23 protein-coding genes are annotated in these 20,136 nt (G+C 63.7%); 17 read left to right on the top strand and 6 right to left on the bottom strand.

The features are described from left to right. Positions 1-117: 117 nt before the first annotated feature. The 4 genes from AC1RR3_RS21505 (at position 118) to AC1RR3_RS21520 (ending at position 4,482) form a co-directional block, all read left to right on the top strand. Entirely contained in the window at positions 118-810 is a 693-nt protein-coding gene (locus AC1RR3_RS21505) for a GntR family transcriptional regulator (protein ID WP_162006348.1), read from the top strand. Positions 811-876: 66 nt separating this feature from the next. Next, entirely contained in the window at positions 877-2,610 is a 1,734-nt protein-coding gene (gene oxc, locus AC1RR3_RS21510; protein WP_492825127.1) for an oxalyl-CoA decarboxylase, read from the top strand. A 65-nt stretch (positions 2,611-2,675) separates the two neighbouring features. After that, positions 2,676-3,953, top strand: a complete 1,278-nt coding sequence (gene frc, locus AC1RR3_RS21515) for a formyl-CoA transferase (RefSeq protein ID WP_492825128.1) — start codon at positions 2,676-2,678, stop codon at positions 3,951-3,953. Positions 3,954-4,299: 346 nt separating this feature from the next. Next, positions 4,300-4,482 carry a hypothetical protein gene (locus AC1RR3_RS21520; protein WP_492825162.1) on the top strand — a complete coding sequence of 61 codons (183 nt, stop codon included), beginning with the start codon at positions 4,300-4,302 and terminating at the stop codon, positions 4,480-4,482. Between the two features lie 34 nt (positions 4,483-4,516). On the opposite strand, the gene AC1RR3_RS21525 is transcribed toward AC1RR3_RS21520, so the two are convergent. The 4 genes from AC1RR3_RS21525 to AC1RR3_RS21540 all read right to left on the bottom strand — a co-directional run bounded on the left by AC1RR3_RS21525 (position 4,517) and on the right by AC1RR3_RS21540 (position 6,968). Next, complete coding sequence (locus AC1RR3_RS21525) at positions 4,517-4,741, bottom strand: hypothetical protein (protein WP_492825129.1); 225 nt, start codon at positions 4,739-4,741, stop codon at positions 4,517-4,519. Between the two features lie 52 nt (positions 4,742-4,793). Beyond that, positions 4,794-5,036 carry a transcriptional regulator gene (locus tag AC1RR3_RS21530; RefSeq protein ID WP_492825130.1) on the bottom strand — a complete coding sequence of 81 codons (243 nt, stop codon included), beginning with the start codon at positions 5,034-5,036 and terminating at the stop codon, positions 4,794-4,796. Between the two features lie 99 nt (positions 5,037-5,135). After that, positions 5,136-5,345, bottom strand: a complete 210-nt coding sequence (locus tag AC1RR3_RS21535) for a cold-shock protein (protein ID WP_492825131.1) — start codon at positions 5,343-5,345, stop codon at positions 5,136-5,138. A 654-nt stretch (positions 5,346-5,999) separates the two neighbouring features. Then, positions 6,000-6,968: an alpha/beta hydrolase family protein gene (locus AC1RR3_RS21540; protein ID WP_492825132.1), complete on the bottom strand. Its 969-nt coding sequence runs from the start codon at positions 6,966-6,968 to the stop codon at positions 6,000-6,002. A gap of 177 nt (positions 6,969-7,145) precedes the next feature. Between AC1RR3_RS21540 and AC1RR3_RS21545 the strand changes: the two genes are divergently transcribed. Together AC1RR3_RS21545 and AC1RR3_RS21550 are read left to right on the top strand one after the other, a co-directional pair. Then, positions 7,146-7,835: a hypothetical protein gene (locus AC1RR3_RS21545; protein ID WP_492825133.1), complete on the top strand. Its 690-nt coding sequence runs from the start codon at positions 7,146-7,148 to the stop codon at positions 7,833-7,835. Positions 7,836-7,964: 129 nt separating this feature from the next. Further along, positions 7,965-8,408, top strand: a complete 444-nt coding sequence (locus AC1RR3_RS21550) for an SRPBCC family protein (protein ID WP_492825134.1) — start codon at positions 7,965-7,967, stop codon at positions 8,406-8,408. 31 nt (positions 8,409-8,439) lie between these two features. On the opposite strand, the gene AC1RR3_RS21555 is transcribed toward AC1RR3_RS21550, so the two are convergent. Further along, positions 8,440-9,771 (bottom strand): Hsp70 family protein, encoded by a 1,332-nt coding sequence (locus AC1RR3_RS21555; protein WP_492825135.1) that lies wholly within the window; start codon positions 9,769-9,771, stop codon positions 8,440-8,442. 362 nt (positions 9,772-10,133) lie between these two features. On the opposite strand from AC1RR3_RS21555, the gene AC1RR3_RS21560 reads away from it, so the two are divergent. Together AC1RR3_RS21560 and oxlT (AC1RR3_RS21565) are read left to right on the top strand one after the other, a co-directional pair. After that, entirely contained in the window at positions 10,134-10,271 is a 138-nt protein-coding gene (locus AC1RR3_RS21560; protein WP_015687321.1) for a hypothetical protein, read from the top strand. 243 nt (positions 10,272-10,514) lie between these two features. Beyond that, on the top strand, positions 10,515-11,804 hold the full coding sequence (gene oxlT, locus AC1RR3_RS21565) for an oxalate/formate MFS antiporter (protein WP_492825136.1): 1,290 nt from the start codon (positions 10,515-10,517) through the stop codon (positions 11,802-11,804). 62 nt (positions 11,805-11,866) lie between these two features. Here oxlT (AC1RR3_RS21565) and AC1RR3_RS21570 read toward each other — a convergent pair whose 3' ends face one another. After that, positions 11,867-12,079 carry a hypothetical protein gene (locus AC1RR3_RS21570; protein ID WP_492825137.1) on the bottom strand — a complete coding sequence of 71 codons (213 nt, stop codon included), beginning with the start codon at positions 12,077-12,079 and terminating at the stop codon, positions 11,867-11,869. Between AC1RR3_RS21570 and oxlT (AC1RR3_RS21575) the strand changes: the two genes are divergently transcribed. The 9 genes from oxlT (AC1RR3_RS21575) (at position 12,066) to AC1RR3_RS21615 (ending at position 19,960) form a co-directional block, all read left to right on the top strand. Continuing rightward, positions 12,066-13,388, top strand: a complete 1,323-nt coding sequence (oxlT, locus tag AC1RR3_RS21575; protein ID WP_492825138.1) for an oxalate/formate MFS antiporter — start codon at positions 12,066-12,068, stop codon at positions 13,386-13,388. The two genes, AC1RR3_RS21570 and oxlT (AC1RR3_RS21575), sit on opposite strands and share 14 nt — an antisense overlap. A gap of 180 nt (positions 13,389-13,568) precedes the next feature. Beyond that, on the top strand, positions 13,569-13,997 hold the full coding sequence (locus AC1RR3_RS21580; protein ID WP_492825139.1) for a CBS domain-containing protein: 429 nt from the start codon (positions 13,569-13,571) through the stop codon (positions 13,995-13,997). A gap of 219 nt (positions 13,998-14,216) precedes the next feature. Beyond that, the gene (locus AC1RR3_RS21585; protein WP_492825140.1) at positions 14,217-15,236 is read left to right on the top strand and encodes a 2-dehydropantoate 2-reductase; all 1,020 of its coding nucleotides are present in this window, start codon (positions 14,217-14,219) and stop codon (positions 15,234-15,236) included. Then, the gene (locus AC1RR3_RS21590) at positions 15,233-16,021 is read left to right on the top strand and encodes a fumarylacetoacetate hydrolase family protein (RefSeq protein ID WP_492825141.1); all 789 of its coding nucleotides are present in this window, start codon (positions 15,233-15,235) and stop codon (positions 16,019-16,021) included. Before AC1RR3_RS21585 ends, AC1RR3_RS21590 begins: the two co-directional genes overlap by 4 nt. 285 nt (positions 16,022-16,306) lie before the next feature. Next, positions 16,307-16,528 (top strand): hypothetical protein, encoded by a 222-nt coding sequence (locus tag AC1RR3_RS21595; protein WP_492825142.1) that lies wholly within the window; start codon positions 16,307-16,309, stop codon positions 16,526-16,528. A gap of 177 nt (positions 16,529-16,705) precedes the next feature. Further along, entirely contained in the window at positions 16,706-18,112 is a 1,407-nt protein-coding gene (locus AC1RR3_RS21600) for a hypothetical protein (protein WP_492825143.1), read from the top strand. Positions 18,113-18,170: 58 nt separating this feature from the next. Continuing rightward, positions 18,171-18,887, top strand: coding sequence for a hypothetical protein (locus AC1RR3_RS21605; protein WP_492825144.1), 717 nt, complete (start codon positions 18,171-18,173; stop codon positions 18,885-18,887). A 171-nt stretch (positions 18,888-19,058) separates the two neighbouring features. Continuing rightward, positions 19,059-19,259 carry a hypothetical protein gene (locus AC1RR3_RS21610; protein ID WP_492825145.1) on the top strand — a complete coding sequence of 67 codons (201 nt, stop codon included), beginning with the start codon at positions 19,059-19,061 and terminating at the stop codon, positions 19,257-19,259. Between the two features lie 53 nt (positions 19,260-19,312). Continuing rightward, positions 19,313-19,960, top strand: coding sequence for a hypothetical protein (locus AC1RR3_RS21615; RefSeq protein WP_492825146.1), 648 nt, complete (start codon positions 19,313-19,315; stop codon positions 19,958-19,960). Positions 19,961-20,136 lie beyond the last annotated feature (176 nt).

A 20,136-nucleotide genomic window follows, 5' to 3' on the forward strand; every position in this document is an offset into this window, starting at 1 on the left:
TGACATTCTGGCATTTGGTATGCCAAAAACTTTCCCGTTAATATTCCTGTAAAAGACGACTCCCACTGGAGGAGATTCGTCGTGTCACTGCGGAAACCAACCAAGGCGTTGCCGAACATGGCCGAGGCAGATATCGCAATCGTTCGTATTGCCCCGGAGAGCAGCTTCAAGAACAAGGCGTATGACGCCTTGAAGGAAGCCATCCTCAAGATGGACATCTATTCGACGCCCGAGCCGGTGATGCTCGACGAGCGCGCGCTGTCCGAACGTCTGGGTGTGAGCCGCACGCCGATCCGCGAAGCGATCGCGATGCTCGAGCAGGACGGTTTCGTGAAGACGGTGCCGCGCCGCGGCATCATGGTGGTGCGCCGGACCAAGAGCGAGATCGTCGACATGATCCGCGCCTGGGCGGCGCTGGAGAGCATGGCGGCCCGCCTCATCACCACCACCGCACGCAAGAAAGACATCACGGCGCTGCGCGACTACTTCAAGGACTTCAGCAAGGACCGCTTGCCCGAAGATCACGTCGAGGAATATTCGCGCGCCAACATCGCTTTCCACCAGGCGCTGATCTCGCTGTCGGAATCCCCGGTGCTGGTCGATCTCACCAACGACCTGCTGCTGCACGTGCGTGGCTATCGCCAGCTGACCATCGGACGGAAGGATCGTACCGCCACGTCCCTGCCCGAACATCTCGGCATGATCGAAGCATTGGAAGCGCGTGACACCGAACTCGCCGAGAAGCGCGCGCGCGACCACACCCTCGGCCTTGCAGCTTACGTCGAAGCGCACGGTCAGGAACTCTTTTAACGAGCAACGTTCACCAGAAGGGCGAAGCACTCGCCCCGTTATCTTGAGACCAGGGAGACAAGGCCCATGCTGAACACCGCGACCAAGTCCGAAGCACCGGGCACCGAGCAGGAATTGACGGATGGCTTCCATCTCGTCATCGACGCGCTCAAGCTGAACGGCATCAACACCATCTACAATGTGCCGGGCATCCCGATCACGGATTTGGGCCGCATGGCACAGGCCGCCGGCATTCGCGTGATCTCCTTCCGCCACGAGCAGAACGCCGGTTACGCCGCGGGCATCGCCGGCTATCTCACCAAGAAGCCCGGCGTCTGCCTCACGGTCTCCGCGCCCGGCTTTCTCAACGGTCTCACCGCGCTCGCGCATGCCACCACCAACTGCTACCCGATGATCCTGGTCTCGGGCTCCTCGGAGCGCGAGATCGTCGACCTCCAGCAGGGCGACTATGAGGAAATGGACCAGCTCGCGATTGCGAAGCCGCTGTGCAAGGCGGCCTATCGCGTGCTGCACGCCCAGGACATCGGCATCGGTTTCGCCCGCGCCATCCGCGCCGCGGTCTCGGGCCGTCCGGGCGGCGTCTATCTCGACCTCCCCGCAAAGCTGTTCGGCCAGGTGATGAACGCCGAGGCCGGCCAGAAGTCGCTGGTCAAGGTGATCGACGCTGCCCCCGCGCAAATCCCCTCGCCCGCTTCGATCAAGCGCGCGCTTGATGTTCTGAAGAGCGCAAAGCGTCCGCTCATCATCCTCGGCAAGGGCGCGGCCTACGCGCAGGCCGATGAGGAGATCAAGAGCTTCGTCGAGAAGAGCGGCGTTCCGTTCCTGCCGATGAGCATGGCCAAGGGCCTCCTGCCCGATACGCATCCGCAATGCGCCGGTGCAGCCCGCTCGACGGTGCTGAAAGAATCCGACGTCGTGCTGCTGATCGGCGCGCGGCTGAATTGGCTGCTCTCGCATGGCAAGGGCAAGAGCTGGGGCGAAGCGCCCAAGAAGTTCATCCAGGTCGATATCGAGCCGCGTGAGATGGACTCCAACGTGGAGATCGTCGCCCCCGTCGTCGGCGACATCGGCTCGGTCGTCTCCGCCTTCAATCAGGCGATCGCTACGGGCTGGACCGCGCCGCCGGCCGAATGGACCAAGGCCATCGTGTCCAAGCGCGACGAGAACGTCGCCAAGATGGCGCCGAAGCTGATGAACAACAAATCGCCGATGGACTATCACGGCGCGCTCGGCGTGCTGAAGACCATCATCAAGGATCATCCCGAGGCGATCCTCGTCAACGAAGGCGCCAACACGCTCGACCTCGCCCGCGGCGTCATCGACATGTACCGCCCTCGCAAGCGTCTCGACGTCGGCACCTGGGGCGTGATGGGCATCGGCATGGGCCAGGCGATCGCGGCTGCGCTCGAGACCGGCCATCCTGTGCTCGCGGTGGAAGGCGACAGCGCGTTCGGCTTCTCCGGCATGGAGGTCGAGACCATCTGCCGCTACAACCTTCCGATCTGCATCGTCATCTTCAACAATGACGGCATCTATCGCGGCACCGACGTCAACAGCGTCAACGCCGATCCCGCGACGACCGTGTTCGTCAAGGGCGCGCGCTACGACAAGATGATGGAAGCCTTCGGCGGTGTCGGTGTGAATGCCACCTCGCCGGATGAACTGAAGCGCGCCGTCAACGAGGCCATGGCCTCGGGCAGGCCGACGCTCATCAACGCGGTGATCGATCCGGCCGCAGGCTCGGAGAGCGGCCGCATCGGCAACCTCAATCCGCAGAGCGTTCTGCAGAAGAAGAAGTAAGTCCACCCCTCAACCCTTTATTCCCTGCCGGGTGCAGGGGCAGACAGAGTATACGGAGCAACACGATGACCAAAGCGCTCGAGGGCGTTCGCATTCTCGACTTCACCCACGTCCAGTCAGGACCGACCTGCACGCAGCTGCTCGCATGGTTCGGCGCCGACGTGATCAAGGTGGAACGCCCGGGCGTGGGTGACATCACCCGCGGCCAGCTGCAGGACATCCCGAACGTGGACAGCCTGTATTTCACCATGCTGAACCACAACAAGCGTTCGATCACGCTCGACACCAAGAACCCCAAGGGCAAGGAAGTCCTGACCGAGCTGATCAAGAAGTGCGACGTGCTGGTCGAGAATTTCGGCCCCGGCGTGCTCGACCGCATGGGCTTCCCCTGGGAGAAGATCCAGTCGATCAACCCGAAGATGATCGTCGCCTCGATCAAGGGCTTTGGCCCTGGACCGTACGAAGACTGCAAGGTCTATGAGAACGTCGCGCAGTGCACCGGCGGCGCTGCCTCGACCACCGGCTTCCGCGACGGCCTGCCGCTCGTCACCGGCGCGCAGATCGGCGATTCCGGCACCGGCCTGCATCTCGCGCTGGGCATCGTCACCGCGCTCTATCAGCGCACGCATTCGGGCAAGGGCCAGCGCGTCACCGCCGCGATGCAGGACGGCGTCCTGAACCTCGCCCGCGTCAAGCTGCGCGACCAGCAGCGCCTCGAACGCGGTCCGCTCAAGGAGTACAGCCAGTTCGGCGAAGGCATTCCGTTCGGCGATGCCGTGCCGCGCGCCGGCAACGATTCCGGCGGCGGTCAACCCGGCCGCATCCTGAAGTGCAAGGGGTTCGAGACCGATCCCAACGCTTACATCTACTTCATCACCCAGGCTCCGGTTTGGGAGAAGATCTGCGACGTGATCGGCGAGCCGACCTGGAAGACCGACCCGAACTACGCCAAGCCGGCGGCCCGCCTGCCGCGCCTGAACGAGATCTTCGCCCGCATCGAACAGTGGACGATGACCAAGACCAAGTTCGAGGCGATGGAAATCCTCAACAAGGACGACATCCCCTGCGGCCCGATCCTGTCGATGAAGGAGATCGCCGAGGACCAGTCGCTGCGCGCGACCGGCACCGTGGTCGAGGTCGATCATCCGACCCGCGGCAAGTACATCTCGGTCGGCAACCCGATCAAGCTGTCGGATTCTCCGAGCGACGTCGAGCGCTCGCCGCTGCTCGGCGAGCACACCGACGAAATCCTGCGCTCGGTGCTCGGCTTCAGCGATCACCAGGTCGCCGAGATCCACAAGTCCGGCGCGCTCGACCCGCCGCAGAAGCAGGCCGCGGAGTAAGCGGATCCGTCAGAGACACGAAAGGCCGCCGCTCTCGGCGGCCTTTTTGTTGGCGCGGGAGAGCGCGCATCACGCAATCCGCCGGACGGCCCTGCGGAGTAAACCGACGCCGAATAAAGGAACGGTGCTCCGGGAACAAAAGCTGTTGCAGGCCGTTATTGTTTTGCCGGTGCGCTGTCAGAAATGCGGACTGTTTGCACAGCGAGCGACCAAGTCTCGCAAAAAACCTGCCCAACCCAGAAGAAACTGTCCGCCTTGTCTTCTTGATGATGACAAACCGGTCTATGGCGAGAGGCGATGCCCCGCAAGTGTCGAGGCCCCGCTCGTTGATCAAGTCGAGGACGAAATGTCGAGAGATCAATCCCCCGATCGCGCAAAACGTGAAGCCAACAAAGCGTTCAAACCTGTCGAAACGCAGAAGCCGATCAATGACTATGCCAGGGATCAACGCTCCTTCAACGAAAACCGCGAGCGCCTGAAGGCGGAGCGATTGGCCCGCGAGGCCAAGCCGCAAAGCGGCTCCGAATAGACGCGCTCCGAAGGCGTTGCCTCAAGATCGAGGCCTAGAGCATCGCGAGCACGACGATCCCGTCTTCGAGCTCGCCCGAAGCGAGCTGTATCCGCGCGATACGCTCGAACTCCGTCCGGTACTTCTGAAGGTAACTGAAGGCCTGCTTCTGCGTCTGAAACGTGGTGGCAAGCCGGCACATCTGTCGCCCCGCGCCAAGCGCGAGAAAAAAGGTGATTGTGCCGCCGCTATCCGGCTTTATCCTAGGCACGACCCGCAATCTTTGGCATGTGACCGGCCTCTCCAGATTTCGTCAGCGCGCTTGAAGCCGACTACGGCGACAGCTTCTTCTTGCGCTTCTTCGGCACAGGCGCCGGCAACAACGCGCGAAGGGTTGCCTCGGCCGCTTCCTTGGCCTCGCGCAACTCGCGCAGCCGCGCCATGTTTTTGCGGAGATCGACAGACTGCCGTTCGGCATCCGCCATCGCCCGCGCGCCCTCTTCCGCCGCCAGGCGCTGGCGGTTGGAACGCGCGATGCCTGCGGGCGAAGGTTCTGCCGATTTTCTGGCGCTCATCTTCCACCCTGTTCAGCAACGGACAAAACCCGCTCAATCCTTACGATCGAGCGGGTCGCATGGCCGTTTCAGTACATCCGTGAAACGGCACCAGGGAGCTTAAGCCAGCGAGAGATTCTCAGCGCTGACCTTGCCCCGCATCTTGTCGGTCTTGGCCTCGAAGTTGACCTTCTGGCCCTCGGCGAGACCCGTAAGACCGGCCCGCTCGACCGCGCTGACGTGAACGAACACATCGTTGCCGCCATCGTCGGGCTGAATGAATCCAAAGCCCTTCTGGCCGTTAAACCACTTCACTGTACCTGTCGGCATTCTTCTTCTCCAAAGCGCGCATGCGCATAACCCGCGTGACGCTCACGCAGAATCGATTCAATTCGTCGATGTCTATGGAAAAGGAGCCCGCGGGCGCATTCAACAAGGCACAGCGGCTGAACGAACCCACGCAGGGTATACCCCATCATGGTCACTTACAAGGCTGGGGGCGTATTTAATTGCGCTCCGGCTGCAGCGGAACGTCTGCATTTGAGGCCTCAGGCGTCGCTTGTGACCTGAGACGTCGGAGGCATCTGGCGCGATCCAATCAACCGTGCGCACGAATGACGGCCACCACAGGTTCCAGATCGACAACGTATCCCAGTGGACATACGCGCCGCGGATTCACGGGCAGGTTATCTCATCGCCGCCCGGCTCGTGGCATCTATCGGTGATGAGAACGCCTTGCGCTCCCGCCTTCTCGAACAAGGAGCCGGCAAGCGCACCGTGAACCAGAATGACATTGGAGGTCGCCCCACGACGTCCCGCTCGTCCCTCGGCTAACTGCGGATCAGTGGGATCTGAAGATTGCTCGGACGGTTCTGTTCGGTGTCGAAGCCCACAAGGCGAATAAGTCGCCGATCCTGAAGCTGCTTCTCGCCAAGGCCGGCGAGCTCACCGGCGCGGCTGGCTGAGAGGGCGAGGTGCCGGCGCTCAGTGCTCAGCGAGCTGCTCGCGAAAATACGTCACCACGGCCGCGTTGAACTCGCGGTGAAAGGCCACCCGGTCGAACCCCGCCGGCACGTCGGTGCAGATGCGCGGGATCGCTGCCGCAAGTTCGGCCGAGCACGGGGCGAGGAAGGCAAAGTGGCCGGCCGGCACGACATGAACCTCCGGCTTGCCCGGCAAGCCCTCCGCGACGCGCTCCGTGCCTGAACCGTCGCCGACGCCGGGGCCGCCGAACTGCGACCGCCAGAACTGGAACGGCACCTTGACGACGGCCAGATTCTCCCGTGTCAGGACACCCGGCGCGGGATCAACGATCACAGCGGTGCGGATGCGCGCATCCTGTATCGGCTCAGGCGGCGTCTCGCCATTGTGAAGCTCTGCGCAGGCGCCAGTCGTCTCCTTGCAGAAGCTGGCGATCCTCGCGAAATCCGGCCTGGTCCCCATCAGCACGAAGCCGGTAGCGCCTCCCAGCGAGAAACCGAAGAAGCCGACCTTAGCAGGATCGATCACCGCCCTGTCCTTCCAGGTATTCAGCACGAAATCGAGCAAACGAACGACGTCTGCCGGGCGCGATCCCCAAACCGACAAGGTGTCGCGCCGCGAGGAATCGCTGAACGTGTCGCCGGGATGATTGATGGAAGCGACGACGAAGCCGGCATCGGCCAGCGCTTCCGCAGTGTCGTGTTGCTGACCGAAAAATCCGCCCCTTCCGTGCGAGAAGATGACGAGCGGGAGCTTTGCCCCCGCGACGGGACAATCCTTCGCGCCCTTCAGGTCGAAATCGGCGCCGACCGAAAGACTGCCGAGCACCACATGCGTCGGCTCCTCCGCGCAGGGATACCAGATCGCGCCTGACAGCGCTGGATCGGAGTCGAGAAGCTGGATGCCTGCGGCCCTTGCGGGCGAGCCAAGACAAAGAAGCGTGACGGCGAAAGCCCAAAGCGTGCAGCGCAACGGAAGTCCCCCTGATCGGTCCCAAGAGTTGATCGGAGAACGACAACAGAATTATGGCTTCAATTGAGCGGACCTTCCCGCACAACTTGGTCTTGCCGCACACCGTTGATCTTGAAACACTATCGCCGTGCTCTCCCGGGCTCGCCGCCCGCCCGTCAGCCAAACAGCGAGGTCCACATGTCCCTGCTCGGCAAGGCCGCCGTCGCGATGTGGTGGAATATCCACCCGGAGCAGCGTGAGGAATTCGGCGACTGGCATTCGCACGAGCATTTTCCCGAACGCATGAGCATTCCCGGCTTCCGGCGGGGCTCGCGCTGGACCAGCACCGAGAACGCCGAGGGCTTCTTCGTGCTCTACGAGCTGGAGCAGTACGACATCCTCACCTCGAAGGGATATCTCGACCGCCTCAACGCACCGACGCCATGGTCAAAGAAGATGATGCCGCATCATCTCGGCATGGTGCGCAGCCAGTGCCGGGTGACGGCGAGTTTTGGCGGCGGTGTCGCCACCTCGCTTGCCACCATCAGGCTGTCGCCGGAGGCCGGACGGGAGGCGCAGTTGCAGGCACGCCTCTCGGAGACGCTCAGCTCATTGGCGCAAAAGCCGGGACTGACCAGCGCCCCCCTCCTCCTGACCGACACGCCCCGGAGAAGCGCGCCCACGACCGAACAGCAGATCCGCGGCAAGGACGGCGCCGCCGACTGGATCGTGTTGCTGTCCGGGTACGATTCCGATGCGGTCGCGCACGTGGTAGCGGAGCAGCTCTCGCCGTCAGCGCTTCGCGCCGCAGGAGCGGGCGATGACCCGATGACCGGTCGCTACCGTCTGTCGTTCACGATGACGCCGCAGGATGTAACGGCGAATTAGAACTCCGGCAGACTCACTCAAAAAATCCGGGATGCCCTGTCGGATCGACGCCGTCTTGCTCGTCCTCGGATCATGAATGGGGCAGCAGACGTTCATGTCGGGCCCATCACTGCAAGAGGAAGAGCAACCATGCCAAGCACCGTCCGCCTTCACCGCGTTCTCTCAACCAGCCCGGAGAAACTCTATCGCGCTTTCCTGGAAGCAGATGCGCTGGCGAAATGGCTACCGCCGAACGGCTTCACCTGCACCGTGCATCACCTCGAGCCGAAGGTCGGCGGCACGTTCAAGATGTCGTTCCGGAACTTCACGACGGGCAACGGCCACTCGTTCGGCGGCGAATATCTCGAGCTCGTTCCCGGAGAACATCTCCGCTACACCGACAAGTTCGACGATCCCAACCTGCCCGGCGTAATCGAGGTGACCGTGACGCTGAAGAAGGTTTTGGTCGGCACCGAGATCGACATCACGCAGGCGGGCATCCCAGACGCCATCCCGCCGGAGGCGTGTTATCTCGGCTGGCAGGAATCGCTGCGAAACCTGGCAAGGCTGGTCGAGCCCGAAATCAATCAATAGCAGAGCGGAACGAGCTGCGTTCGGCGGGCGGCTAGCCGCCCGCCTTCGGCGCGATCCCGCCGCTGGCGGTCCAGCGGTCGGGGTCGGGACTGTGCCCGATCAGCGCGAGGCCGTAGGCGATCGACTCGAACTGGTCGCCCGACATCAGCCGCTCGTTGCCGAACCGGTCGGCGAACAACTTTCGCACCGCGGGCACGAACGAGGTGCCGCCGGTCAAGAACACCTTCTCCACCTCACGCGCGGTGATGCCGGCCTCGCCCAGCACCTTGTCGACGGTAGCACCCAGCCGGGCGATATCGTCGGCAATCCAGGATTCGAAGTTTTTCCGTGTGATGGCCGCGCCGATATCGACGCCGCCGCCCTTGAAGCGGAAATCCACCTCGTCATGGCCCGACAGCGCGACCTTGGCGTCGGACACCGCGCGGTAGAGCGAAAAGCCGAGGTCGAGATCGACGATGGTGATGAAATCCTCGAGCAGCTTCGGCTTCAGCGCGGTGCGCGCCAGATCCCGCAGCTCGCGCAGATCGCCGTTGCTCTTCATCATCGCGAGCTGATGCCAGCGCGCGAGGTTGGTGTAATGGCCGGTGGGGACCGGCAGCACCTTGTCGAACGAGCGGAAGCTCGAGCCCTTGCCGAGCCGCGGCGAGACCACGTGATCGACGATGCGGTAATCGAACGTGTCGCCGGCGATGCCGATGCCGGCGTGTCCAAGCGGCTCGGCGCGCAAGGCTCCTCCCACGCGCGAAAAGCGCATCACCGAGAAGTCGCTGGTGCCGCCACCGAAATCCGCAACCAGCACGGTGGCGTCGCGCTCCAGCCTTCGCGCGAAGGAAAACGCCGCGCCCACGGGCTCGTAGACATAGCGCGCGTGTCCGGCACCGAGCCGCTCGAATGCGGCCCGGTAGCGCTGCATCGCCAGCGCCTCGTCGGGATTGCCGCCGGCGAAGCGCACCGGGCGGCCGACTGTGATGGTTGACGTCTCCAAGCCGAACTTGTCGCCGCCATGGCGCGCCAGCGTCCGCAGGAACGCAGCCAGGATGTCCTCGAACTTGAAGCGCTGCCGGAAAACTTGCGTGGTGTTGAAGCTGCTGCTCGCCGCAAAAGTCTTGAACGACTGCAGGAAGCGGTAGACGTGGCGCCCTTCGAGGAACGTCTCGATCGCCCACGGGCCGCCTTCGGCCTGGGCGCCGGCGCCCGGCCGATCCTCCCAGAAGCATAGCGCCGAGACGTAGGTGCTGTGGCGCTGGCCGCCGTGATCGAAGCGGATGGCCTCGACCCGGCGGTCGTCCGCCGCGATCGCGACGACCGTGTTGCTGGTCCCAAAATCGATGCCGATCGAGACGGCGGATGAGGCGCTCGACATGAACCACTCTGACAGATGATTGGAAGGGGCAGACCACTAGCGGCTTTGGGTTGCCCTGCCAAGGCTGGTTTGTTGCAGTGCCGTCGGAATTCACGTTCCGCTGGGCTCCAGATCGAACACGGCTCCCTCTGTTCGACGTCCTCCGGCGGCGTTTGCCGGGCAGTTCGGCGCGGATATCCCGTTCCAGCAGCCTCTTTCAGAATTTTAAGTCCGATACGGCCCCTTTAACGGATCATTATGCTGCAATGCGGCAGAGCGCATGCTGCCATGCAATGGCATGCATGGACATTGGCATCTGGTATACATAGATTGCTCTTCGAAATGAGACAGCACTACTGACCGTCTCAAGAAAGGGAATTCCGATGTCCAAGACCGCTTCAGTCGCTCTCGCCCCGTCCTCCTCGCTGTTCGCCCGTTTCATGGCCGCGGTCGACCGCTTCCTGATGGCGAGCGCCGAGATCTCCAATCACAACGGCGACCTGCCCCGCTTCGGCCTGTAAGCTGCGCCTCCCGCGCTGCAAGCGCGACGCGCCGGTTTCAGAACCGTCCATATACTACTTTTGATGAATGGCCCCGGACGACGGGGCCATTTCTATTTGCGCTGTCCGATTCACAAGCCCGGGCCGGAAAGGTCTGCGGCATTTGCGCACGGTGAGCGGACCAGCGCTTGAACCTTGGCATAATGAATACAAGAATGCCTCTCCAGCGCTCGCAGAAAAATGAGAGGCGCCACGGGAGGCTTTATGACGGACATGGTGCAGGCAACGGCCCCAACCGCCGCGCGCGTTAGCGACACGTATCGCTGGGCGCAATTGGCGGTCGGCGTAGCGGCGATGGTGATGATCGCCAATTATCAATACGGCTGGACGTTCTTCGTCCCCGACATCCAGAAGAAGTTCGGCTGGGATCGCGCCTCGATCCAATGGGCCTTCACTCTCTTCGTCTTGTTCGAGACCTGGCTGGTGCCGGTCGAAGGTTGGTTCGTCGACAAATACGGTCCGCGCATCGTCGTGCTGATCGGCGGCGTGCTCTGCGCCGCCGGCTGGGCGATCAACGCGCAGGCGACCACGCTCAACGGCTACTATCTCGGCATGATCATCGCAGGCATCGGCGCCGGCGGCGTCTACGGCACCTGCGTCGGCAACGCGTTGAAATGGTTTCCGGACAAGCGCGGTCTCGCTGCAGGCATCACGGCGGCCGGCTTCGGTGCAGGCTCCGCGCTCACCGTCGCGCCGATCCAGGCCATGATCAAGGACAGTGGCTTCCAGACCACCTTCCTCTATTTCGGCCTCGGACAAGGCATCATCATCTGCATCCTCGCCTTCTTCCTGCTGGCGCCGAAAGCAGGCCAGGTGCCGGCCGTGGTGGCGAACGCGAATCTGGTGCAGACGCGCCGCAACTACCAGCCGACCGAGGTGCTGCGTCAGCCGATCTTCTGGCTGATGTACTTCATGTTCGTGATCGTCGGCGCCGGCGGCCTGATGGTGACGGCCAATTTGAAGCCGATCGCAGTCGACTGGAAGGTCGACAGCGTTCCGGTGACGCTGATGGCGGTGACGATGACCGCGGTGACGTTCGCGGCGACCATCGACCGCGTGCTCAACGGCCTGACGCGTCCGTTCTTCGGCTGGATCTCCGACATGATCGGCCGCGAGAACACGATGTTCATCGCCTTCGGCATGGAAGGGTTCGGCATCTGGATGCTCTACCTCTGGGGCCACGACCCGATCTGGTTCGTGCTGCTCTCGGGCTTCGTGTTCTTCGCCTGGGGTGAGATCTACTCGCTGTTCCCCTCGACCTGCACCGACACGTTCGGCGCCAAGTTCGCGACCACCAATGCCGGCCTGCTCTACACTGCGAAGGGCACCGCCGCACTGCTGGTTCCGATCGCCAACTACATGCAGCAATCGTCGGGCACCTGGGACAGCGTGTTCATCATCGCCGCTGGCGCCAACATCCTCGCCTCGGCGCTGGCGATCGCGGTGCTGAAACCCTGGCGCAAGATCGTGGTCGCGAAATCGACCGCCGCCTGACGCGCTTCACCACAACGACCCAAACAACGACGCCCGGCCTCACGGCCGGGCGTTTTCGTTTTTCAGAAATCGCCCTGCTGCCGCCGCCCCAGAGGGAACCGCGCACTTTTCTTGCGCTGCATCACAAGATTGGGCTTGCGTTCTGGAATATGGTATACCAATCTCCCCGCCGCGCTTGCGACGATAAGCCACAATATTTGCGACACTGGGTCATCTTGCAATCCCAGGCTGCAATCAATCAGGCGCTTTGGGAGGTTCTTGATGATTTCCAGCACGGACGGCGCCGTCACGGCCGCGCCTCTTCGCACAGGTTTCCGCTGGCTCCAGCTCGGCATGGGCATCGTCTGCATGGCGATGATCGCCAATCTGCAATACGGCTGGACGCTGTTCGTCGATCCGATCGATGCGGCCCACCATTGGGGACGGGCCGCGATCCAGCTCGCTTTCACCATCTTCGTCGTCACCGAAACCTGGCTGGTGCCGGTCGAGGCCTGGTTCGTCGACAAATACGGCCCGCGCGTCGTCATCATGTTCGGCGGCGTGATGATCGCGCTGTCCTGGGTGCTCAACTCCTATGCCGATAGCCTCACCCTGCTCTATGCGGCCGCGGTCGTCGGCGGCATGGGCGCGGGCGCGGTGTACGGCACCTGCGTCGGCAACGCGCTGAAATGGTTTCCCGACCGCCGCGGCCTTGCCGCCGGCGCGACCGCTGCCGGCTTCGGCGCCGGCGCCGCGCTCACCGTGGTCCCGATCGCGACCATGATCGCTGCGAGCGGTTATCAGCACGCATTCTTCACCTTCGGCATCGGCCAGGGCCTGATCGTGTTCGTGCTCGCCTTCTTCATCCAGCCGCCGCGGCTCTCGATTCCGCCGAAGAAGAAGCAGCTCAATCTGCCGCAGACCAAGATCGACTTCACCCCGCCGCAAGTGCTGCGCACCCCTATTTTCTGGGTGATGTATCTCGTTTTCGTCATGGTCGCCTCCGGCGGCCTGATGACCGCGGCCCAGATCGGCCCGATCGCGCACGACTTCAAGATCGCCGACACGCCGGTGACGCTCGCCGGCTTCCAGATGGCGGCGCTGACCTTCGCGATCTCGCTCGACCGCATCTTCGACGGCTTCGGCCGTCCCTTCTTCGGCTGGGTCTCCGACACGATCGGCCGCGAGCACACCATGTTCATCGCGTTCGGCACCGCGGCGGCGATGCTGCTGACGCTGTCGGCCTATGGTCACGTTCCCGTTGTCTTCGTGCTCGCGACCGCGGTTTACTTCGGCGTGTTCGGCGAGATCTACTCGCTGTTCCCCGCCACCTGCGGCGACACGTTCGGTTCGAAATACGCGACCACCAACAACGGCATGCTCTACACCGCGAAGGGCACCGCATCCCTGCTCGTCCCGCTCGCGAGCGTGATCTCGGCAACCTATGGCTGGAAGGCCGTGTTCGTGGTCGCGGTGGCGTTGAACGCGACAGCCGCGCTGATGGCACTGTTCGTGATCAAGCCGCTGCGCCGCTCCTTCATCCTCGGCAAGGAAGCCGAAAGCGCCAACACCGCGACGGGCGCTGCCAAGACCGAGACGGCATAAGCCGCCACATACATTGCACGATCGAGACAGGGGCGCAGCGATGCGCCCCTTTTCTTTTTGGCGCGACGACAAACGTCAGCATCGCTGCCTCAAGATTTTTCGGATCACCCAAATCCAGCGCTTGACGATTGGCATTATGTATACCACACTTCGCTGGTCATTTCACCCAGGGAGGTTGCAATGCTGGTCGGAGACATTCTGCGCAAGAAGACACCGCGCGTTGTCACGGTGCGAATGAACGAAACGATGGGTATCGCCGCCAAGCTGATGCGCGCCAACAACATCAGCGCGCTCGTGGTCAAGGACGTGGTCCGTTCCGAAGGCAACACCGCCGTCGGAATGTTCACCGAGCGCGACGTGGTGCGCGCCGTCGCCGAGCACGGCGCGAACGCCATCAACGTCAAGGTCTCGCAGCTCGTGTCGGTGCAGCAGCTGGTGTCCTGCACCTCCTCAGACACGATCGAGCACGTCCGGCATCTGATGAATCGCAATCACATCCGGCACCTGCCCGTCATCGACGATTACAGCCTCGTCTCCGTCATCAGCATGCGCGACATCGCCGCTGCCGTTGACGAAGCGATCAACGGCGCGCCGCAAGCAGCAGCTTAAAGCAACCGTCGCACTTCCAGGAACGACTGCGCTCCCTCTCCCGCTTGCGGGAGAGGGTTGGGGAGAGGGTGTCTCCGCCGGGGAGGCTTCCCAAGAGGATAGAGCCCTCACCCGCCGCGCTCTTCGAGCGCATCGACCTCTCCCGCAAGCGGGAGAGGTGCAGAGAGCGCTTGGCACGAGCCATCGCAACACGTCCAATTTTGGTCCCGCGAGGATTTCATGAAGATCTGTATCTACGGCGCCGGCGCGATCGGCGGATATCTCGGGGTTCAGCTCGCGCGCGCTGGTGCCGATATCAGCCTGGTCGCACGCGGTGCGCATCTGGCCGCGATGCGCGAGCGCGGCCTGACGCTGCTCGCGGGCGACGAGAAGCACATTGTGCATCCGCGCTGCACCGACGATCCCGCCGAGCTCGGCGTGCAGGACTACATCATCATCACGCTGAAGGCGCATTCGATTACCGGCGTGATCGAGAAGATGCAGCCCCTGCTCGGACCGCACACCCGCATCGTCACCGCCGTCAACGGCATCCCCTATTGGTACTTCTACAGGCACGGCGGCGATTACGAGAATTCGACGCTGGAGAGCATCGACCCCGGCGGACGGCAATGGCGCGAAATCGGCGCCGAGCGCGCCATCGGCTGCATCGTCTATCCCGCCACCGAGATCGAGGCGCCCGGCGTGATCCGCCACGTCTACGGCAACAATTTCCCGCTCGGCGAGCCCTCCGGCGAGACCACCTCCGACGTGCAGCGCCTCGCCGACCTGTTCGTCGCAGCCGGCCTGAAGGCGCCCGTGCTCGACCGCATCCGCGACGAGATCTGGCTGAAGCTATGGGGCAATGTCTGCTTCAACCCGATCAGCGCGCTCACCCATGCAACGCTCGACGTGATCTGCACTGATCCCGCCACACGCGCGCTGTCGCGCGCGATCATGGTGGAGACGCAAGGCATTGCCGAGACCTTTGGCGTCAAATTCCGCGTCGATGTCGAGCGCCGCATCGAGGGGGCCCGCAAGGTCGGCGCGCACAAGACCTCGATGCTCCAGGACCTCGAGCGCGGCCGCCCCATGGAGATCGACCCGCTCGTCACCGTGGTGCAGGAGATGGGCCGCCTCACCGGCGTTGCCACGCCCGCGCTCGATTCGGTTCTGGCGATGGTGACCCAGCGCGCCCGCATCGCTGGCCTCTATGACGGCGTCTCGGCGCCATCAGATCCTCGCGCACTGGCGGTGGCATGATGGCTGGCGAAATCAAACAGTGGCTCCGCTTCCGCCATGCCGGCGCGACCGGCTTCGGCACACTGACCTCATCGGGCATCAGCGTGCATGAAGGCGAAATGTTCGGCCGCCATGCAGCCACCGGCAAGACGCTGACACTGTCGGAGGTCGAGCTGCTCGCCCCCTGCGCACCGACCAAGATCGTCGCGCTCTGGAACAATTTTCACGCGCTCGCCGCAAAACTGAACCAGCCCGAGCCGCCGGAGCCGCTCTATCTGCTGAAGGCCACCACCAGCATCACGACGCCGGGCGCCGTGATCCGCCGCCCCTCTTACTACGACGGCAAGACCACCTATGAGGGTGAGCTCGGCATCGTCATCGGCAAGACCTGCGCCCGCGTCTCGCCGGCCGAAGCGGACAGCTTCATCTTCGGCTACACCTGCGTCAACGACATCACCGCCAACGACATCCTGACCAGCGACCCCACCTTCCCGCAATGGGCCCGCGCCAAGGGCATCGACGATTACGGCCCGTTCGGCCCCGTCATCGCGGCCGGGCTCGATCCGGCCAAGCTCGTCGTCCGCACCATCCTCAACGGCGCCGAGCGGCAGAACTATCCGATCTCGGACATGATCTTCTCGGCGCAGGAGTTGGTCAGCAAAATCTCCCACGACATGACCCTGCTCCCCGGCGACCTCATTGCCGTCGGCACCTCCGTCGGCGTCGGCGTGATGAAAGAGCCGGTGAACACGGTGACTGTCGCGATCGACGGCATCGGCGAATTGACCAACGAATTTCGGCTGTAGCCGCAACCGCGGTGCCCTGGCCCGGATGAGCGAAGCGACCTTCGGGACACCATATCCGCAGGGCACCCGCATATCGCTGCGCTCTCGCGGGTACGAATTCCCGGCCTCCGTCCCACATCTGTGCTCCGCCTAAATCTGGAAGACCCGGCAACGTCGCAAAGCGAACGCCTTGCAGAGATCTGACGGTCGAAATGTGACCAAACCCACAGATGGGTTCGCGGCATGCTCGTAGGGTCCTCTCACCGTTCGGCGCCTACCGCGCTGGACTTCAGATGGGGAAGTACGATGACGCTCAAGGGGATCATGACGGGCATTCTGGCTGGCGTTTCACTGGCCGGCGCCATCCTGGCCACGACCGGTTCGGCCGAAGCCCGCATTTTCAGCCGGGTTGCGACTCCTCAGCAGGCTGCGCGCAGCACATTCATCTGTCCCCGTTGCAGTGACGGCCAGCACCGCCCCGCCACTGGCCCCTCCAATCCCCATTACGGCTGGGGCAAAGCCTGGTGACAAAGCACGAATAGGCCGGCCACGTGCGGTGCTTCCTCATCGCCGTGGCCGGTTCGTCCCGGCCGGCCGCAGATTGCGCGCCCGAAAAATGGAGCCGCCCGCGCGCACCCCTTGATCTCGGTTCCGCTCTCCAATAGCAACTATGGCGGGATTGTGTGCCGGCGTGAGGAAGTCACGATGTGGCTGTTTTTCCTGGTTGCCTGGTTTGTTTTGCTCGCCTCCATCGCGATTCTCGCCCAGCAGGCGTTTGGTTATGACGTCAGCCACCTGCCCGCCTGGTTCGCGGGCCTGCCGATGCCGCAGCGCATCACGATCGGCGCGATTGTGGCGCTCGGGCTCGCGCTGATCGGCGCAACCGTCTGGCGGCTGTCACGCCAAGACCGGCGCCTGAGCACGCTGCGCGACCGCCTCAGGAAGACCCGGGAGGACGTCGTCGTCGCCCACGCCCTGCAAAACCATCTCGACGCCACCGTCCAGCACCTGATCGAGAGCGATCCAAGGGAGGCCGTCTCCGCCCTCCACGACAAGCTCGGCGAGACCGAGCAGCGCGCCCTGCTCCAGCAGGGCCGCAACGAATCCACCGACATGCACGACCAGCTCGCCGAGATCCGCCGCCGCCAGCAGGCGCTGCGCGAGATGGTCGGCAAGGTCGCCGATCAGCGCCGCGCGGTCGAACCCGTCTTCACCGAGATCCGCGACCGCCAGAACCAGCTCGAACGCTCCCTGCACGACCTCGAGACCGACGACCGCAAGAACAGTCTCGCCGATCGGCTCAAGAATATCGCGGGCGACGTTTCGACGTTGCTGTCGCGGGTGAACACGGTCCAGACCACATTTGCGACCCTCAACCAGTACAAGGAAGATCTGGCGAAATCCCATGCCGAGCTGGTGCCGCTGCGCGCGACGGATGCCGGCATCAATGCCCTGATCGGCGAGCTCGGCCTCAGCCATGACCGCCTCGCCAAGAACATCGAGGAGCTCGAGACCGGCGGCGAAGCGCCGCTCGGCAGCCGCGTCGAGACGCTGTCGAAAAACAAGATCGAGATCGAGCAGCGCCTCGCCCGCATCGACGACAGTTTCAACATCCTCAAGGCTGTCAGCCTCGACTTCGAGGAGCTCGGCCAGCGCCAGACCCAGCTCGAACGTTCGATTGCGGAGGTCGAGACCGACCCCGACGGCAAGACCCTCGTAGACCGCCAGAATGCGCTGAACGATTTCGTGCTTCAGTCGCGCCAGCGCCTCGGCGCGTTGCAGGAGACGCTGACGACGCTGAACGCCTTCAAGACGGAGCTGTCGAAGTCGCAGGCCGATCTCGTCCCGCTCAAGGCCCCGGTGTTCGGCATCGAGGCCATGATCGCGGAGGTCAGCACCACCCGCGACCTCCTCGCCAAAACCGTCGGCGAGATCGAGGCGAACGGCGGGATGACGCTGGCCTCGCGCGTCGAGACGCTGACCAAGAGCAAGCGCGAGGTCGAAGACCGCCTCACCCGCATCTTCGACAATTTCAACGCGCTGGATGCACTCCGCAAGGACATCGGCGGCATCTTCTCGACGATCCGCAACAGCCTCAACCGGATCGGGTGAAGGCTCTTCCTGCGGACTGGTTCGAACCGCGATCCGCATCTGCGCGACCAATCCGCACATGCGCGTCATCCTCGGCCTCCTCTCCGCCCTGCTCGGCGCACTCGCCGGCTGGTCCGCGCTTGCCGCGCTGGTCGTCGCGCTGGCGGGGCCGGACCGCGATGGCGGCATCGCCATGGGGGCCTTCTTCGACATCGGCCCGATCGGCGGCGTGGTCGGCCTGATCGCCGGCATCTGGCTGTTCGTGCGCTTCGGTCTGGTCCGGACGACAACGCCGCAGCCACCCGCGGAAACCTCCGGCGCCACGCCTGCCCGCACCACGCGACTCTCCGCGCCCTTTGCCGTCACCGTCCTGCTCATCGCGGCAATCCTTGGCTATTGGGGATGGTACGAATTCATCCGCTCGCCCAATCTCAGCCACGGCTTCATGACGCTCCAGATCGAGTTTCGCCTCCCCGCCGGCATGACCCTGCCGGACAAGGAGGAAGACGTTCACATCGAGATCGAGGAGGCGACAGGGTATGCCAACGCGATGCTGCCGGCGAACTGGCGCGCGCATGACGGCGACCGCAAAGCGATCATTGCGTCGGCCTCGCTGATGTACAAGACACGCCACCGCGCCGTCAGCCTGACATTGCCGAATATGCCAACACAGAGCTGGCCGATCGATCTTCCCTCCGATCCGGACCCGACGCCCGGCTTTTCGCCCTGGCGCGTTGCAAGCGGGCTATCGCCGGCGAAGATCGAGATGCATTTCCGGTTGCTCGCCGATCGTTGAAGCGCGCGCGGCGCGCCGAAACATTTCGACACACAATCACATCTCCGCGCGCCCGATCAATGCCGCCAACATGTCGCGACCGCGCCGCAACTTGGACGCATTCGGCCGCCCATTTGTCTGGCGTGTCTGGGGGCACGGCACTGCCGTGTTTGGACCAAACCTTCTAGGGGTATGACTGTGAAGAAGATTGTATTTGTTCTGGGTGCTACGCTTGCTCTGGTGACGGCCGCGAACGCTGCGGATCTGCCGCGCCGCCAGCCCGTGCCGGTCTATTCGGAGCAGGCCCCCATCGGCAAGATGCCGATTGGCAAGAGCCCGATTGGAAAGGCCCCGTTCGGCAAGGCGCCCGGCCCGGTCGCCGCGCGCTACTGATCAGCAGCAATCGCTGCATCAGTGTGAACGGCCGACAAGTCGAGGGGCACAGTGTGACGAACAAACCTGATCGATCGGGATCCTGCATCCTTGCGGGATTTGCGCTTGCGACGATGATCGCATGCACGATGCCCTCGGCCTCGGCCCATGAGGCGAACAAGCGCGTTGCCGATGCAAATGCGCTTGCCACGACCGACTCCACGTCACGATCGGCGCCGCAATCGCGGCGCCCGGTCGCGCGTACGGAGAAAGGTCCCTATTACGTCGACTTCCGCGCCCGCACGGCGGCGAGCTGGGGCCATGCCTTCGTCTGGTACGGCAAGACCAGCGAACGCGCCGTCGAAGTGGCGGGCCTCACGCCTGCCGGCGACACCTGGGCCTACGTGCTCGGTCACCTCACCTGGGTGCCATCCGAGACCGGCGCGAGCTACGGCGATCTCGATCCGGACTATCTGACCGCGAGCTATCGCGTCTACCTGAACGAAGCCGACGCCAAGCGCGTGTTCGCCTATATCAAGAAATTGCAGGCGAGCTCGCCGGTCTGGAACGCCGAGACCACCAACTGCACCGGCTTCATCGGCGACATCGCCGAGTACATGGGCCTGCAGGTCCCCTACCGCTGGCAGCGCCCGGAAAACTTCGTCAACCGCCTCAAGGAAATGAACGGCGGCCGGCAGATGGTAAGGCTGTCGGCGGAGTAGCCGAGGCCCCGCAGGTCGCGACGCCTTGTAGCCCGGATTACGCGCAGCGCAATCCGGGACCGGCGCCGCTCTGTTGCACGACCGCCCCGGATTACGCTTCGCTCCATCCGGGCTTCTGTAACGGGCCTCAGTTAGTCAATCCCTTTTTGCGTCATCCTCTCGCCAGGAACCTGCTT

It is taken from the genome of Bradyrhizobium sp. GW821-FHT13H05 (assembly GCF_058804065.1).